Source organism: Stutzerimonas stutzeri (assembly GCF_000952685.1).
In the GTDB taxonomy this organism is placed as follows: Bacteria; Pseudomonadota; Gammaproteobacteria; order Pseudomonadales; family Pseudomonadaceae; genus Stutzerimonas; species Stutzerimonas stutzeri_E.
The window spans coordinates 153,426-168,557 of record NZ_JYHV01000034.1 but is presented as its reverse complement, the minus strand read 5'-3'; the positions used below and the strand labels follow the sequence as shown (position 1 = coordinate 168,557).

General features: G+C 64.8%; 10 protein-coding genes. 6 read left to right on the top strand and 4 right to left on the bottom strand.

What is annotated here, in order from left to right; all coding sequences use genetic code 11:
- Positions 1–5 precede the first annotated feature (5 nt).
- The 3 genes from UF78_RS17850 to cra form a co-directional block, all read right to left on the bottom strand.
- Positions 6–755: a methyltransferase domain-containing protein gene (locus UF78_RS17850; RefSeq protein ID WP_045163562.1), complete on the bottom strand. Its 750-nt coding sequence runs from the start codon at positions 753–755 to the stop codon at positions 6–8.
- Entirely contained in the window at positions 752–1,057 is a 306-nt protein-coding gene (locus UF78_RS17845) for a nucleotide pyrophosphohydrolase (RefSeq protein WP_045163561.1), read from the bottom strand. Before UF78_RS17845 ends, UF78_RS17850 begins: the two co-directional genes overlap by 4 nt.
- A 68-nt stretch (positions 1,058–1,125) precedes the next feature.
- The gene (gene cra / locus UF78_RS17840) at positions 1,126–2,127 is read right to left on the bottom strand and encodes a catabolite repressor/activator (RefSeq protein ID WP_045163560.1); all 1,002 of its coding nucleotides are present in this window, start codon (positions 2,125–2,127) and stop codon (positions 1,126–1,128) included.
- Positions 2,128–2,328: 201 nt separating this feature from the next.
- Here cra and ptsP point away from each other — a divergent pair, with 201 nt between their 5' ends.
- The 4 genes from ptsP to UF78_RS17820 all read left to right on the top strand — a co-directional run bounded on the left by ptsP (position 2,329) and on the right by UF78_RS17820 (position 10,431).
- Positions 2,329–5,211: a phosphoenolpyruvate--protein phosphotransferase gene (gene ptsP / locus UF78_RS17835; RefSeq protein WP_045163559.1), complete on the top strand. Its 2,883-nt coding sequence runs from the start codon at positions 2,329–2,331 to the stop codon at positions 5,209–5,211.
- Positions 5,211–6,149, top strand: a complete 939-nt coding sequence (gene pfkB, locus UF78_RS17830; RefSeq protein WP_045163558.1) for a 1-phosphofructokinase — start codon at positions 5,211–5,213, stop codon at positions 6,147–6,149. Before ptsP ends, pfkB begins: the two co-directional genes overlap by 1 nt.
- A gap of 20 nt (positions 6,150–6,169) precedes the next feature.
- Entirely contained in the window at positions 6,170–7,909 is a 1,740-nt protein-coding gene (locus tag UF78_RS17825) for a PTS fructose-like transporter subunit IIB (RefSeq protein ID WP_045163557.1), read from the top strand.
- Between the two features lie 119 nt (positions 7,910–8,028).
- Positions 8,029–10,431 carry a membrane-bound PQQ-dependent dehydrogenase, glucose/quinate/shikimate family gene (locus UF78_RS17820; RefSeq protein ID WP_045163556.1) on the top strand — a complete coding sequence of 801 codons (2,403 nt, stop codon included), beginning with the start codon at positions 8,029–8,031 and terminating at the stop codon, positions 10,429–10,431.
- Positions 10,432–10,539: 108 nt separating this feature from the next.
- Here the strand turns inward: UF78_RS17820 and UF78_RS17815 are convergent, their stop codons facing one another.
- Entirely contained in the window at positions 10,540–10,866 is a 327-nt protein-coding gene (locus UF78_RS17815) for a hypothetical protein (protein ID WP_045163555.1), read from the bottom strand.
- 262 nt (positions 10,867–11,128) lie between these two features.
- Here UF78_RS17815 and UF78_RS17810 point away from each other — a divergent pair, with 262 nt between their 5' ends.
- Together UF78_RS17810 and UF78_RS17805 are read left to right on the top strand one after the other, a co-directional pair.
- Positions 11,129–12,709, top strand: a complete 1,581-nt coding sequence (locus UF78_RS17810) for an alkaline phosphatase D family protein (protein ID WP_045163554.1) — start codon at positions 11,129–11,131, stop codon at positions 12,707–12,709.
- An 18-nt stretch (positions 12,710–12,727) separates the two neighbouring features.
- Positions 12,728–15,079, top strand: coding sequence for an ExeM/NucH family extracellular endonuclease (locus tag UF78_RS17805; protein WP_423831487.1), 2,352 nt, complete (start codon positions 12,728–12,730; stop codon positions 15,077–15,079).
- The last annotated feature ends 53 nt before the right edge of the window (positions 15,080–15,132 follow it).

The following is a 15,132-nucleotide window of genomic DNA, read 5'->3' as shown; positions in this document are numbered from 1 at the left end:
GGCGCTCAGCTCGGCCGGCACATCCAGTGCAAGTAACGTCCGAGCTTGGCGAACGCGGGATGACGGCGATAGGCCAGTTCCATCTCGATCAGGTCGGCCGGCTCGGTGCGGGCCTGGAAATCGGCGGGCATGTAATCGTGAAACACCCGCACGCCGCTTTCTGATTCGACCCGCCAGTGCGGTGCGAGTTGCGCCGCCAGCTCTCTTGGGTCGAGTGGCTGCTGCGGCGTCAGGCTCTGGCGCTCACCGGCAAAGGATTGCGTGCGCAGCTTCTTGAAGTGTCCCTTGAGCAGATTGCGGTAGATCAGCGCGTCGCGGTTGTAGAAGGCCAGCGACAGCCAGCCGTCGGCTGCGGTCAGGCGATGCAGTACTGGCAGGATCGCCTGTGGTTCGGCCAGCCACTCCAGCACGGCGTGGCAGATGACCAGATCGAACCGGCCCTCGACCTGGCTCTCCACTTCTTGCCAGGGCGCCTGGATAAAGGTGGCGTGCTGGCCTGCTTCGGCAAATCGCTCGCGTGCACCTTCGAGCATCGGTTCGGCCGGTTCGGCGAGGGTCACCTGATGGCCTTGCTGCGCCAGCCAGAGGCTCATGTGGCCGAGACCGGCACCGATGTCCAGCACCTGCAGTGGCCGCTCGGGGAGGATCTCCGTCAGGTCTGCCTGTAGCACGGCGAGACGGATAGCGCCCTTGGCGCCACCGTAGATCTTCTGCGCGAAACGCGTGGCCAGCTCGTCGAAATGGCGGTCGCTCATCGGGCGAACCGCCGCTCGTTGTCGGCCAGCTTGGCCAGCAGCGCCTGTTCCATGTCGATGCCCAGCTCGCTGCACATCAATAGCAGATACATAAGGATGTCGCCGACTTCCTGTCCGACGTGTTCACGCGTGTCGCCCGGCAGCTGGCGCGACTCGTCCTCGTTCAGCCACTGGAAGATTTCCACCAGTTCGGCCATTTCCACGCTGGCGGCCATGGCCAGATTCTTCGGGCTATGAAAGCGCTGCCAGTCGTTGCGATCGCGGATCGCATGCAGGCGTTGGGTGATCTGTTCGATGTTCATCAGCAAGCGGCTCGTTCGGAGGCGGCTAGCTTCCGTCACTGCGTCGCTGCCCGCAAGGGGTAGGCGCCTCAGGCCGGCGCGTCTGTGCGGCGAACCTTGAGCACCCGTGCCACGGCACGTTCTCCCGCTTGGTAGTCGCCGTGCTCGATGGCGCGAATCGCCTGGTCGAGCGCCAGATCGGCGATCTGCGCGTGCTGTTGGGAGATGGCGTTGACCCGGATCGGCAGGAAATCGAGCAGCTGCGCGTCGCCGAAGGTGCCCAGGCGCAAGGCCTCGGGCCATAGCAGTTGACGCTCCTGCAGGGCATCGAAGACGCCTTCGAGCAATACATAGGCGGTGGTGATCAGGGCATCGGGTAGCGGTCCGCGGTCGAGCAGAGCGAGCATCTGCTCGCGGCCGCAGGCACGGCTGAACTGCTCGGCCTGCAGCACGCTGACCTGACCCTGGTGATGCGCAAGGGCCTGGCGGAAGCCTTGCTCGCGCTGCTGGCTGATACGCAAGGCCGGTCGCGCGCTGATGAGCGCGACATGGGCATCTAGCGGCGCGTGCAACGACTGCGTCAGCTGTGTGGCCGCTTCCTTGTCATCGCTGACCACCGAACAGAAATGCTCGGCGTCCAGCGCCCGGTCGAGGGCGATAATGGGCGTGCCACCGGTCAACAGTTTGCGGTAGCTGGCATCGCCCGCCGGCAGGCAGCTGGCGACGATCAGCGCATCACAGCGGCGTGAGCGCAGCACCTGAATGACCTGGCGCTCGGTGTCCGGTTCGTCATCGGAGCCGACGATCAGCAACTGATAACCCCGTTGACGGGCGCGCTGCTCGAGCAATTTGGCCAGGCGTGCATAGCTGGGGTTTTCCAGGTCCGGGACGATGAAGCCGAGCGTTCGCGACAGCCCGCGGCGCAGACCGGCGGCCTGCTGGTCAAGCTGGAAGCCCTGCTGCTCGGCCACGGCCATTACTCGCTCGACTGTGGCCTGGCTTATCCGCCGCTGCGCCGCCTTGCCATTGAGAACGTAACTGGCGGTGGTCAGTGAGACGTTGGCGAGGCGGGCGATGTCGATCAGTTTCAAGAGAGATCCTGCGGCCTGAGACGGGTGGTATGCATTCGGGCTTCTAGAATTACTCAATATTGCGTAATGTGCCAGCCTGAGGTGAAACGTTTCAGCATTGGTTCGGTCATAAGCGCCAGCCCGGAATCCGGTGATACCGGCACCCTGTCGGTCATACCGCACCGGCTATAAAAACAATCGCGAGCCTGCAAGGAGCCTTCCATGCTTGAGTTGAATGCCCAGCACATCCACATGCATCAGACGGCAGCCGACAAGCCTGCCGCCCTGGCCCTGCTTAGCGAGGTGCTGGTGGCCGACGGGTTGGTGGCACCCGGTTACCTCGACGGGCTGCGCGCACGCGAAGCCCAGGGCTCCACCTTTCTTGGCCAGGGGCTTGCGATCCCGCACGGCACGCCGGATACCCGTGATCAGGTGTTCACCACTGGTGTGCGCTTGTTGCACTTCCCCAAGGGCGTCGACTGGGGCAACGGTCAGCAGGTGTACCTTGCTATCGGCATCGCCGCACGTTCGGATGAGCACCTGCGGTTGCTGCAGCTTTTGACCCGAGCGCTGGGGGAGGGCGATCTCAGCGAGGCGTTGCAAAAGGCCGAGTCCCCCGAAGCGATCATCGATCTGCTGCAAGGCGCGCCGCAGGCGCTGGCGCTGGATGGCGAACTGGTGGGGCTGGGCGTCGCCGCAGATGATTTCGACGAGTTGGCCTGGCAAGGCGTCAAGCTCCTCAAGCGTGCCCAGTGCGTGGAGCCCGGCTTCAATGCCGGGTTGGCCCTGAACCAGGCGCTGCCGCTGGGCGATGGCCTGTGGTGGCTGAGCAGTGAGCAGTCGGTGCTGCGGCCCGGGCTGGCGTTCGTCACACCCGCCGCGGGTCTGACTCACCAGGGCCAGCCCCTGAATGGATTGTTCGTGCTCGCCAGTCTGGGAGAAGCGCACCGCGCGATGCTCGAGCGATTGTGCAATCTGCTGATCGAGGGGCGTGGCCAGGAGCTGAGCCAGGCGACTTCCAGCCGCGTGGTGCTCGAAGCCCTGGGCGGCGAGGTCCCGGCTGACTGGCCCAGTGCGCAGGTGCCGCTCGCCAATCTGCATGGCTTGCATGCGCGACCGGCCAAGCAACTGACCGAAACCGCCCAGGCGTTCGACGGCGATATCCGTGTGCGCCTGGCCGGAAGCGAAAGCCTTGGCGTGTCGGTCAAGAGCCTGAGCAAGCTGCTCGCGCTGGGCGCACAGCGTGGTCAGGTGCTGGAGTTCATGGCCGAGCCGTCGATTGCCAGTGATGCGTTGCCCGCGTTGGTGCGCGCAGTCGAGGAGGGCCTCGGCGAAGAGATCGAGCCGCTACCGGCAGCGGGCGAGGCGAGCGAGCCGCCGGCTATCGCGGCGCTGCCCGATGAGGCGCTTATCGAACAGGCGGTACTGCGCGCCGGGGAGCGGGTAAGCGGCATCGCGGCGTCGCCCGGAATTGCCATTGGCCCGGTACTGGTGCGCAAGCCTCAAGCGATCGACTACCCCGCGCGTGGCGAGTCGCCGGCCGTCGAACTGCAGCGGCTGGACGCGGCGCTGGACAAGGTGTTTCGCGAGATCGGCGTGTTGATCGAGGAGAGCCAGGTCGCCAGCATTCGCGAGATCTTCACCACCCACCAGGCCATGCTGCGCGATCCGGCGTTGCGCGAAGAGATCCAGGTGCGCTTGCAGAAGGGGCTCAGCGCCGAAGCGGCCTGGATGGATGAAATCGAGAGTGCGGCGCAGCAGCAGGAAGCTCTGCACGACAAGTTGCTGGCAGAGCGCGCGGCGGATCTGCGCGATGTCGGCCGTCGCGTGCTGGCCTGTCTGACCGACGTCGAGGCCGAACAGGCACCAAGCGAAGCCTACATTTTGGTGATGGACGAGGTGGCACCTTCGGATGTCGCCACGCTGAACGCCCAACGCGTCGCGGGTATTCTGACTGCAGGTGGTGGCGCCACCTCGCACAGCGCCATCATCGCCCGCGCACTGGGCATTCCGGCAGTTGTCGGGGCGGGTCCGAGCGTGCTCGGGTTGGCGCCGAACACCCTGTTGCTGCTCGATGGCGAACGCGGCGAGCTGCTGGTCTCGCCGACCGACGCGCAGCTCGAGCAGGCACGCAGCGAACGCGCCACGCGCGAGGAACGAAAGCGGTTAGCTAACGAGCGACGCATGGAGCCGGCGACCACCCGTGACGGCCATTCGGTGGAGATCGCCGCCAATATCGGTGCCGCCGGTGAAACGCCCGAGGCCGTGGCGATGGGCGCCGAGGGTATCGGTCTGCTGCGCACCGAGCTGGTCTTCATGAACCATTCCCAGGCACCGGATCAGGCAACCCAGGAAGCCGAATACCGCCGTGTACTGGACGCGCTCGAAGGGCGCCCGCTGGTAGTGCGCACGCTGGATGTCGGCGGTGACAAACCATTGCCCTACTGGCCGATGCCGGCAGAAGAAAACCCCTTCCTCGGTGTGCGCGGCATTCGGCTGAGCCTGCAACGCCCGGACATCCTCGAAACCCAGCTGCGCGCCTTGCTCGCCTCGGCCGATGGCCGCCCGCTGCGGATCATGTTTCCCATGGTCGGCAACATCGGCGAATGGCGCACCGCCAAAGCCATGGTCGACCGTTTGCGGGTGGAGCTGCCGGTGGCCGATCTGCAGGTCGGCATCATGATCGAGATTCCGTCCGCTGCGCTGATCGCACCGGTGCTGGCGCAGGAAGTCGACTTTTTCAGCATCGGCACCAACGACCTGACGCAATACACCCTGGCCATCGATCGCGGCCATCCGAGCCTGTCCGGCCAGGCGGATGGGTTGCATCCGGCAGTCCTGCGGTTGATCGGCATGACCGTCGAAGCGGCCCACGCGCATGGCAAGTGGGTCGGTGTCTGCGGCGAGCTGGCGGCCGACGCCCTGGCGGTGCCGATGCTGGTGGGGCTGGGCGTCGATGAACTGAGTGTCTCGGCGCGCAGCATCGCATTGGTCAAGGCGCGGGTGCGCGAGCTGAATTTCGCCGCCTGCCAGCGGCTGGCCCAGCAAGCGCTGATGCTGCCGGGCGCGCATGAGGTGCGCACCTTCGTCGGGGAGCACTGCTGATGGCCCGTGTCCTGACTGTCACCCTCAATCCCGCGCTCGACCTGACCGTTCGGTTGCCGGCGTTGCGCCTGGGCGAGGTCAACCGCAGCGACAGTCTGCAGGTGCATGCCGCCGGCAAGGGGCTCAACGTGGCCCAAGTGCTGGCCGATCTCGGCCATCAGCTGACCGTCACCGGCTTTCTCGGCGAAGGCAATCCGCAAGCGTTCGAGCAGCTGTTTGCCGCGCGCGGCTTCAGCGACGAGTTCGTCCGCGTCGCGGGGGACACCCGCAGCAATATCAAGCTGGCCGAAGCTGGCGGACAGGTCACCGACATCAACGGCCCGGGATTGGCGGTGAGCGAGGCGCAGCGCGACGCGTTGCTGCTGCGGCTCAAGCGGTTGGCTCCGGACCATGAACTGGTGGTGGTCGCCGGCAGCCTGCCGCGCGGTGTGGACAGCCAGTGGTTCGTCGAACTGCTGCGCACGCTCAAGCAGCTCGGCTTGCGGGTCGCGCTGGACACCAGCGGCGCTGCGCTGCGCGACGGACTGACGACCGCACCCTGGCTGATCAAACCCAACGAAGAGGAACTGGCCGAGGCGCGCGGAATTCCGCTCGCCGAATCGCAGGCGCTGGCCCGCGAGGCCTGGCGTCTGCAGGTCGAAGGCGTCGAGCACGTGGTCGTTTCCCAGGGCGCAGAAGGCGTCAGCTGGTTCTCGCCGGGCGCGTCCTTGCATGCACAACCGCCCAAGGTCCGAGTGGTCAGCACGGTTGGCGCCGGCGACTCGCTGCTGGCCGGCATGCTCCATGGGTTGCTGGAAGGGTGGCCTGGTGAGCGCACTTTGGCGCACGCCACCGCGATTGCCGCGCAGGCGGTCGGTCAGGTCGGCTTCGGGATCAGCGACCCGGCTCAACTCGCCGAGCTGGAGGCTGCGGTCCGGCTTCAGCCGCTCAGCCAATAATTCGAATAAGAGGTGAAGGAATGAATCTTCTCATCGTCACGGCCTGCCCCAACGGAATGGTCACCAGCGTGCTCACGTCACGCCTGCTCGAAGCGGCCGCCCATCGTCTGGGCTGGTCGACCTCCGTGGAGGTCCACGATCCCAAAGCCATCGGTTCGCCGCTGACCCCTGCGCAGATCGCCAGTGCCGATCTGGTCGTCGTGGTGAAGACCGGGCCGCTTTCGTTGCAGCGTTTCATCGGCAAGCGTGTCGCTCAATCGACGCCGTCCGAAGCTCTGCTCGATCCCGAAGCGTTCCTGCGCAGTGCCGCGGACGGTGCCACCGAGTTGCAGCAGGACGACGGAGCGGATGCCGTGCACACCAGCGGCAAGCCCAAGCTGGTCGCCATCACCGCCTGCCCGACCGGCGTTGCGCACACCTTCATGGCGGCCGAAGCCCTGCAGCAAGCGGCCGCGCGCAAAGGCTACGCCCTGCAGGTGGAAACCCGTGGCTCGGTGGGCGCGCGCAATGTGCTCGAGCCCCAGGCCATCGAAGAGGCGGACGTGGTCTTGCTGGCTGCGGACATCGAAGTGGACGTCGCCCGGTTTGCCGGCAAGCGGGTGTTCCGCTGCGGCACCGGTGTCGCGCTGAAGCAACCTGATGCGACCCTCGACCGCGCGCTGGAAGAGGCCGCGGTGCTCAGCGGCAGCGTGGCTGCCAGTAGCAGCGGGACCGAGCAGAAGGGCGAGAAGACCGGTGTCTACAAACACCTGCTCACCGGCGTGTCCTACATGCTGCCGATGGTCGTGGCCGGTGGCTTGCTGATTGCGCTGTCGTTCGTCTTCGGTATCGAGGCGTTCAAAGAGGAGGGCACCCTGGCCGCAGCCTTGATGCAGATCGGTGGCGAGACGGCATTCAAGCTGATGGTGCCGCTCCTGGCCGGCTACATCGCCTACTCGATAGCCGACCGGCCGGGCCTGGCGCCGGGGATGATCGGCGGGCTGCTGGCCGGCACCCTCGGGGCAGGCTTCATCGGTGGGATTATCGCCGGCTTCGTCGCCGGTTACGCGGCCAAGGCGGTCAATCGCTGGGTTCCGCTGCCGGCCAGTATCGAGTCGCTCAAGCCGATCCTGATTATCCCGCTGCTGGCCAGCCTGTTCACCGGTCTGGTGATGATCTACATCGTCGGCACGCCGGTAGCGAAGATGCTAGCCGGGCTCACCGAGTTCCTCGACACCATGGGTACCTCCAACGCCATCCTGCTCGGGCTGCTGCTCGGCGGCATGATGTGCGTCGACCTCGGCGGCCCGGTGAACAAGGCGGCCTATGCCTTCTCGGTTGGCCTGCTCGCCTCGCAGAGCTACGCGCCGATGGCCGCCACCATGGCCGCGGGGATGGTGCCGCCGATCGGCATGGCCATCGCCACGCTGATCGCTCGGCGCAAATTCGCCCAGACCGAGCGCGAAGCCGGCAAGGCCGCGCTGGTGTTGGGCTGCTGCTTCATTTCCGAGGGCGCGATCCCCTTCGCCGCAAAAGACCCTCTGCGGGTGATCCCGGCCAGCATTGCCGGTGGCGCCCTGACCGGTGCGCTGTCGATGGCCTTCGGTGCGAAGTTGCTGGCGCCCCACGGCGGCCTGTTCGTGCTGCTGATTCCCAACGCCATCAATCACGCGCTGCTGTATCTGCTGGCGATTCTGGCAGGCAGTCTGGTGACCGGGGTGATCTACGCGGTGATCAAAAAGCCCGAGGTACAGCCGCTGGCTGTTGGTGCGGTGGCTTGAGCGAGTGCGTAAAAAGCGTGAACTAAGGCCTCGCTGTCGTATCCACTAATAGCTGGCTGACGCTTTGTATCAGAACGTTTCGCCAGCCGTTTGTAAATGAAATCGGCAGGAGAGTCTGGATGAGTATCGAATACGGGCCCCGCCCCTTGCGTATCACGCTGACCGCCATTGTCGTGCTGGTGCTGGGCGCGCTGATGGCCGTCGGTGGCGGCTACCTCGCGACGTTGGGAGGATCCTGGTACTACCTGGTCGCCGGCATCGGCCTGCTGGTGGTCGCCGCGCTGCTGTTCCTCCGGCATCGTGCGGCGATCTGGCTGTACGCGTTGCTGCTGTTGGGAACGCTGGCCTGGACGGTTTACGAGGTCCGTTTCGACTGGTGGCAGCTAGCGCCGCGGATCGACCTTTGGTGCATCCTCGGACTTTGGCTGATCCTGCCTTTCGTCAATCGCTATGTGGATGACCGCCTGGTTTGGCGCGACGGCGCCAGCGGTTTGCTCGGTCTAGGGTTGCTGGCCGGTGCGCTGATGGCAGGCTATTCGCTGACGCAGGATTACTCATCGATCCAGGGTGAGTTCAGCGACGCGCAGATGCAGGGCGCTAGTCCCGACGGACAAGCCGGACGTTCGGCGAGTGGTTGGCCGGCCTACGGGGGCTCGGCCCAGGGCGATCGCTATTCTGCCGCCGATCTGATCACCCCCGAGAACGTCGGAACGCTGGAAAAGGCCTGGGAATACCACACCGGCGACCTGCCCGGACCGAACGATCCCGGTGAGTTCACCTACGAGGTGACGCCGCTCAAGGTCGGTGACAACCTCTTCATCTGTACACCACACAGCATCGCCATCGCGCTGGACGCCGACACCGGCGAGGAGCGCTGGCGCTTCGATCCGAGCATCAACCGCGATGCCGAGTATTACCAGCACATGACCTGCCGCGGCCTCGCGTTTCACGACGCCACGGCCTATGGCGCGGGCGCGCCTGCACAACCGGATCAGCCGACGGCGCGCTGCGAGCGTCGGTTGTTCCTGCCCACCAACGACAGCACGCTGATTGCCCTCGATGTCGAGGACGGCAAGCCGTGCGAAGACTTCGGTGATGGCGGTGTGGTGGATCTCAAGGCCGGCCTCGGTGAAGGCGCGCTGGGCGTCTACCTGCCAACATCGCCGCCGGTAGTGACCGAGAAACTGGTCATTGTGGGCGGATCGGTCACCGATAATGGTGCGGTGGATTCTCCCGGCGGCGTCATTCGTGCTTACGACGTACGCAATGGTCGGTTGATGTGGAATTTCGATCCGGGCAATCCCGACGCCACCGAGCCTTTGGCGCCGGGCGAGACCTATGTACGCAGCACCCCAAACTCCTGGACTGTCGCCACCGCGGATGAATCGCTGGGCCTGGTGTACATCCCCACCGGCAACCAGACGCCGGACCAGTGGGCTGAACCGCGCACGCCGGAGGCCGAGCGCTTCACCGCGACCCTGGTCGCGCTGGATCTGGAAACCGGCAAGGTGCGCTGGGAGTTCCAGACCGTGCACCATGACCTATGGGACCGCGACCTGCCCTCCCAGCCGACCCTGGTGGACATCGACGGGCCGCAGGGCAAGGTTCCGGCGATCATCCAGCCGACCAAGCGCGGTGACCTTTACGTGCTCGACCGTCGCACTGGTAAGCCCATCGTACCGGTCGAGGAGTTTTCCGTACCGCAGGGCACCGATTATGGTGACTTTACCGCCCCGACTCAGCCGGCGTCGGCGCTCAGCTATGCGCCTGACGAACCGTTGCGCGAGCGCGACATGTGGGGCGGCACGCCGCTTGATCAGATGATGTGCCGCATCCAGTTCCGCAAGCTGCGGTATGACGGTGACTTCACGCCGCCGTCGCAGAAGGGCTCGCTGATCTATCCAGGCAACGTCGGCACCTTCAACTGGCCATCGGTTGCGGTTGACCCCAGCCGGCAACTGTTATTCGGCGCACCGAACTATCTGGCATTCGTTTCGACGATGGTCAAGCGCAGTGAGGTCGACCCTGACGAGCGTTCCGGTGGCGGCGAGACCGGTCTACAGCCCAACCTTGGCGCACCTTACATGGTCAGACTGGGGCCGCTGCTGTCGGTGCTGGGCCTGCCATGCCAGACGCCGCCGTGGGGCTATGTCACGGCCGTCGACCTGCGCACCATGAAGAAGATCTGGATGCACAAGAATGGCACCAGCCGCGATAGTGCGCCGTTGGGCATTCCGCTGCCCGTCGGTACACCGGCGTTGGGCGGGCCGATCGTGACTGCTGGCGGTGTCGCCTTCATGAGCGGCACCCTGGACTACTACCTGCGCGCCTATGACATGCAGAACGGCAAAGAATTGTGGAAAGGGCGCTTGCCCGCCGGCGGCCAGGCGACGCCGATCACCTATGTGTCGGAAAAGACCGGCAAGCAGTACGTGGTGCAGATGGCCGGCGGGCATGGTTCGTTCGGCACCAAGATCGGCGACTCGGTGATCGCTTGGACGCTCGACGAGGGCGAGAAATAGGACGATTGGGAGGAAACACAATGGCCACACCCTCTTCTTTCTAGTCTCGCTAGGGAAGAGGGCGGCTGGCGGGTATCACCGCGTTGGACACGTGGGATTCCCGGTCACTCAGCAGGGCTGCCCGTGGTATCTGCGGTTATCACTGGGCTCCACGCATTGCTGTTCCGTATGCTGCTCAAGCCGTGGGGACTTGTCTCGCAGGCTGGATGTCAGGCTGTTCAAAAACTTCACGGCCCTTGCCTGGTCTTCGAAGCGCCGCGCGCCGTTCAGTGAGCCCGTGTAGCTGCCGTTGCTGGCGGCGTAGCACTCTTGATTGTTGGCACAGGTCAGACCGACGACCCAGTACGGGCTATTGATCAGCACCCCTGCCTGAGCAGCAGAGGCGGTGAGTGCGAGAGAGGCGATGAGTGAAGAAACGAACAGATAACGCCGCATGGGAGTGCTCCTGGATTTGACACTGCGAACATAACCCATCGCCGGATTCATGAGTGTGTGCCACATCGCGACCGGTGCTCTTTCGGGGTGAAGCTCAGGTCTCGCCGGCTTTTGGGTGACGGTCGCAAGTCCTGAACGGCTCGATGGCATGTGTACCTGAATCGATAGGTACGTTTTTTTGACGACCGTTCGTCTGTGCGTCACGGTTCTGTCAAGCGTGTCGCTTAAACCCTTCTTCAGCCACAGTCGAAGGGGACCGATCATGACCGAACCAACCAATAACGAACTGGACCGCACACGCCGCCGTCTGGTGCAGGGCATCGGCGCTGGCTTGGCGCTACCGGCGCTTGGCGTTTCGCCTGCCATCATCGCGGCACCCACGGCGCGCCCCTGGATCACCGACGGCGTTCAGTCCGGTGATGTGCTGGCCGATCGCGCGGTGATCTGGAGCCGCTGCGATCGACCTGCACGGCTGGTGGTCGAGTGGGACACCACTAGCGGTTTCACCAATCCCCGGCAGATGAGATCACCGGTCACTGACGAGCGCCTGGACTTCACTGCGCGGATCGATCTGCGCGGCCTGCCCTCGGATCAGTCTATTTTCTACCGCGCCTGCTTCGAAGACGCCCGCGACCATGTCCGGAGCGAACCCTGGCTGGGGCATCTGCGCACTGCGCCCCGGCGCGCGCGCGACATCCGTTTCGTCTGGGGCGGCGACACCTGTGGCCAGGGCTGGGGCATCAACGCCGATTTCGGCGGTATGCGTATCTATGAAGCGATGCGCCAGCGTCGCCCGGATTTCTTCCTCCAGAGTGGCGATGCGATTTACGCCGATGGTGTGATCCAGGCTGAAGTGCAGGCCGAAGACGGGCGTCTCTGGCGCAACATCGTCACTGAGGCCAAGAGCAAGGTGGCCGAAACGCTCGACGAATTTCGCGGCAACTATCGCTACAACCTGCTCGATCATAATCTGCGCCAGTTCAATGCCGAGGTGCCGCAGATCTGGCAGTGGGACGATCATGAGGTGACCAACAACTGGTCGCCGGGCAAGACGCTGGACGAGCGCTATCAGGTCAAGGACATCGAGCTGTTGGCCCGTCGTGGCCGCCAGGCATTCCTCGAATACGCGCCGATGCGCCTGGTAGGCCGGGATGCCTCGGGGCGTGTCTACCGCAAGATCGCCTATGGCCCGCAGCTGGACGTGTTCGTGCTGGACATGCGCAGCTATCGTGGTGCCAATACGCACAACCTGCAGCCGGAACAGAGTGCCGAGACCGCGTTCCTCGGTGCCGAGCAGCTGGCCTGGCTGAAGCGCGAGCTGCGCCGTTCACGCGCGACCTGGAAAGTCATCGCGGCCGACATGCCCATCGGCCTGCACGTGCCGGATGGCACCGATACCGCCGGCCGGCCGCGCTGGGAAGCGATCGCCAATGGCCAGGACGGCCCGGCGTTGGGACGGGAACTGGAAATCGCCGAGCTGCTGGGCTTCATCCAGCGATATCGGGTGCGTAACACGGTCTGGCTGACGGCTGATGTGCACTATTGCGCGGCGCACCACTATCATCCCAACCGCGCCGCCTTCCAGGAATTCGATCCGTTCTGGGAATTCGTCGCCGGGCCCCTGAATGCCGGCAGCTTCGGGCCCAATCCATTGGATGCGACCTTCGGTCCGGAGGCGGTTTTCCAGAAGGCGCCGCCGACCGCCAACGCATCACCTTATGCCGGTTTCCAGTTCTTCGGTGAAGTCGAAATCGATTCACGCAGTGGCACCCTGAGCGTCACCCTTCGAGACATCGACGGCGCTTCGGTCTTCTCCAAAACCCTCGAACCCCAACACGCCTGAGCCTACGGAGCGACACCCATGCGCCGCAATGTCCGTTTCATGCCGCATCCCCTGGCCGCCGCACTGCTGGCAGTCGTCTCGCTGGGCGCGCAGTCGATGGCGTCCGCCGAGCTGCTGATTTCCGAATACATCGAGGGCAGCGGCAATAACAAGGCGCTGGAGCTCTACAACCCCGGCGAGACGGCGGTCCCGCTCGACGGCTATAGGATCGACTTCTATTTCAACGGATCGACCAGCAGCGGGCGGAGCATCGGTCTGGCCGGTGAGGTCGCGCCGAGCGGCGTGCATGTGCTGGTCCACGAAAGCGCCGATTCGGCCCTGCAGACCATGGCGAATCAGCGAGGCAGCGGCAGCTGGTACAACGGCGACGATGCCATCGTGTTGCGCGGGCCGTCCGGGGAGATTCTCGATAGCATCGGCCAGCTCGGCGTCGATCCGGGCAGCGCCTGGGGATCGGGGCAAACGCAGACGGCCGATCGTACCCTGACGCGCAGGGTGTCGGTCTCAACCGGTGATCGCGACCCCAGCGACACCTTCGATCCGGCCACGGAATGGCAGGGTTATGCCGTCAATACCTTCGCCCACCTGGGCCAGTACGGCGAAGGCGAGCCGGGCGGGGAAGATGCGGGGCGGCGCTCGATTGCCGAGGTGCAGGGAACGGGTGATAGCAGCCCGCTAGTCAATCAGTCGGTCATCGTCGAAGGGATCGTGGTAGCTGATTTTCAGAACAATGGCCAAGACGAAGGCGAGTTGGGCGGCTTCTTCATCCAGGCGCCGGACAGCGAGACGGATAACGACCCGCTCACCTCCGAGGGCCTGTACGTCTATGGGAAAGGCAACGGCGTGGATGTGCAGGTGGGCGATCGGGTCCAGGTACGCGGATTGGTCACCGAATACAACGGCCTCACGGAGTTGACGTCTCCTCAGATCAGTCTGGTCGCCAAAGCGCAGCCGCTGCCCAGCGTGGCGCAGATCCGCTTGCCGCTTGCCTCGCCCGATGAGCTGGAACGGTACGAAGGTATGCAGGTGCGCCTCACGCAGACCCTCACCGTCAGCGAGGTATATGACCTGGGCCGCTATGGCGAGGTGGTGTTGTCGTCCGGTGGACGGCTGTGGATTCCAACCAACAAGGTGTCGCCCGGCGAGCCGGCGCAACGTCTGCAGGCACAGAACGACCTCAACCGGATCATCCTCGACGACGGGCGCAGCGGGCAGAATCCGGATCCGATCCGCTACCCCTCGCCCGAGCTCGATGCCTACCGGACGCTGCGGGTCGGCTATGAGGTAAGCGACGTGCGCGGTGTGCTGCATTACCTGGCCGGTAGCTACCGGGTGCAGCCGACGCAACAACCGCAGTTCGTGGCGAAGAACCCCAGGCCGGACTCGCCGGAGCCTATCGGCGGGCGACTGCGGGTAGCGAGCTTCAACGTGCTCAACTACTTCAACGGTGACGGTCGCGGTAGTGGTTTCCCGACCTCGCGCGGCGCCCACTCCCTGGAAGAGTTCAAACGTCAGCGCGACAAGATCATCGCCGCGATTCTCGGCGCGGACGCCCATATCATCGGGCTGATGGAAATCGAGAACGACGGCTACGGTGAGAACAGCGCCATCGCCGATCTGGTGGTCGGCCTCAACGCGGCCTCACCCGAGCGCGATCGCTATGCCTTCATCGATCCGCGGCGCAATCGGTTGGGCACCGACGAGATCGCTGTCGGCCTGATCTACCGCACGGACATCGTCAGCCCGCACAAGGATGCCGCGGTGCTGGACGGTTCGGTCGATCCGCGTTTCAACGACACCCGGAACCGCCCGGCGCTCGCGCAGACCTTCCGCGAGCGCCGCAGCGGCGAGCGGCTGACCGTGGTCGTCAATCATTTCAAGTCCAAGGGGTCGAGTTGCGATGACATCGGCGACAAGGACATGGGCGACGGCCAGGGCAACTGCAACCTGACCCGCGTGCAGGCCGCCCAGGCGTTGGTCGACTGGCTGGGGCGCGATCCGACCCGATCATACGATCCGGACCGCCTGATCCTCGGCGACCTCAATGCCTACGCCAAGGAAGATCCGATCAATGTGATTCGCGCGGCGGGCTATACGGATCTGCTGGCGCGCTTCGGTGAAGGCAACGCCTATTCCTATGTGTTCGCCGGACAGTCGGGCTACCTCGATCACGGTCTCGCCAGCGCCAGTCTGGCAGCACAGGTCAAGGACGCCACCGAGTGGCACATCAACGCCGACGAGCCGCGGGTGCTAGATTACAACCTGGAGTTCAAGACGCCACGCCAGCAGTCGTTGCTGTACAGCAGCGAACCCTATCGGGCCTCGGATCATGATCCGTTGGTGATGGGGATCGATCTGAGCCGCGAGTAAGTAGAGCAGGGTGCAGGCGCCAGCGGGCGATCGATCCGGACGCGGTCGGGTCG

What these genes read in the sequence shown, in the direction of transcription:
- UF78_RS17850 (WP_045163562.1), bottom strand. Translation starts at nt 755, where the DNA reads ATGAGCGACCGCCATTTCGACGAGCTGGCCACGCGTTTCGCGCAGAAG.
- UF78_RS17845 (WP_045163561.1), bottom strand. Translation starts at nt 1,057, where the DNA reads ATGAACATCGAACAGATCACCCAACGCCTGCATGCGATCCGCGATCGC.
- ptsP (WP_045163559.1), top strand. Translation starts at nt 2,329, where the DNA reads ATGCTTGAGTTGAATGCCCAGCACATCCACATGCATCAGACGGCAGCC.
- pfkB (WP_045163558.1), top strand. Translation starts at nt 5,211, where the DNA reads ATGGCCCGTGTCCTGACTGTCACCCTCAATCCCGCGCTCGACCTGACC.
- UF78_RS17825 (WP_045163557.1), top strand. Translation starts at nt 6,170, where the DNA reads ATGAATCTTCTCATCGTCACGGCCTGCCCCAACGGAATGGTCACCAGC.
- UF78_RS17820 (WP_045163556.1), top strand. Translation starts at nt 8,029, where the DNA reads ATGAGTATCGAATACGGGCCCCGCCCCTTGCGTATCACGCTGACCGCC.
- UF78_RS17815 (WP_045163555.1), bottom strand. Translation starts at nt 10,866, where the DNA reads ATGCGGCGTTATCTGTTCGTTTCTTCACTCATCGCCTCTCTCGCACTC.
- UF78_RS17810 (WP_045163554.1), top strand. Translation starts at nt 11,129, where the DNA reads ATGACCGAACCAACCAATAACGAACTGGACCGCACACGCCGCCGTCTG.
- UF78_RS17805 (WP_423831487.1), top strand. Translation starts at nt 12,728, where the DNA reads ATGCGCCGCAATGTCCGTTTCATGCCGCATCCCCTGGCCGCCGCACTG.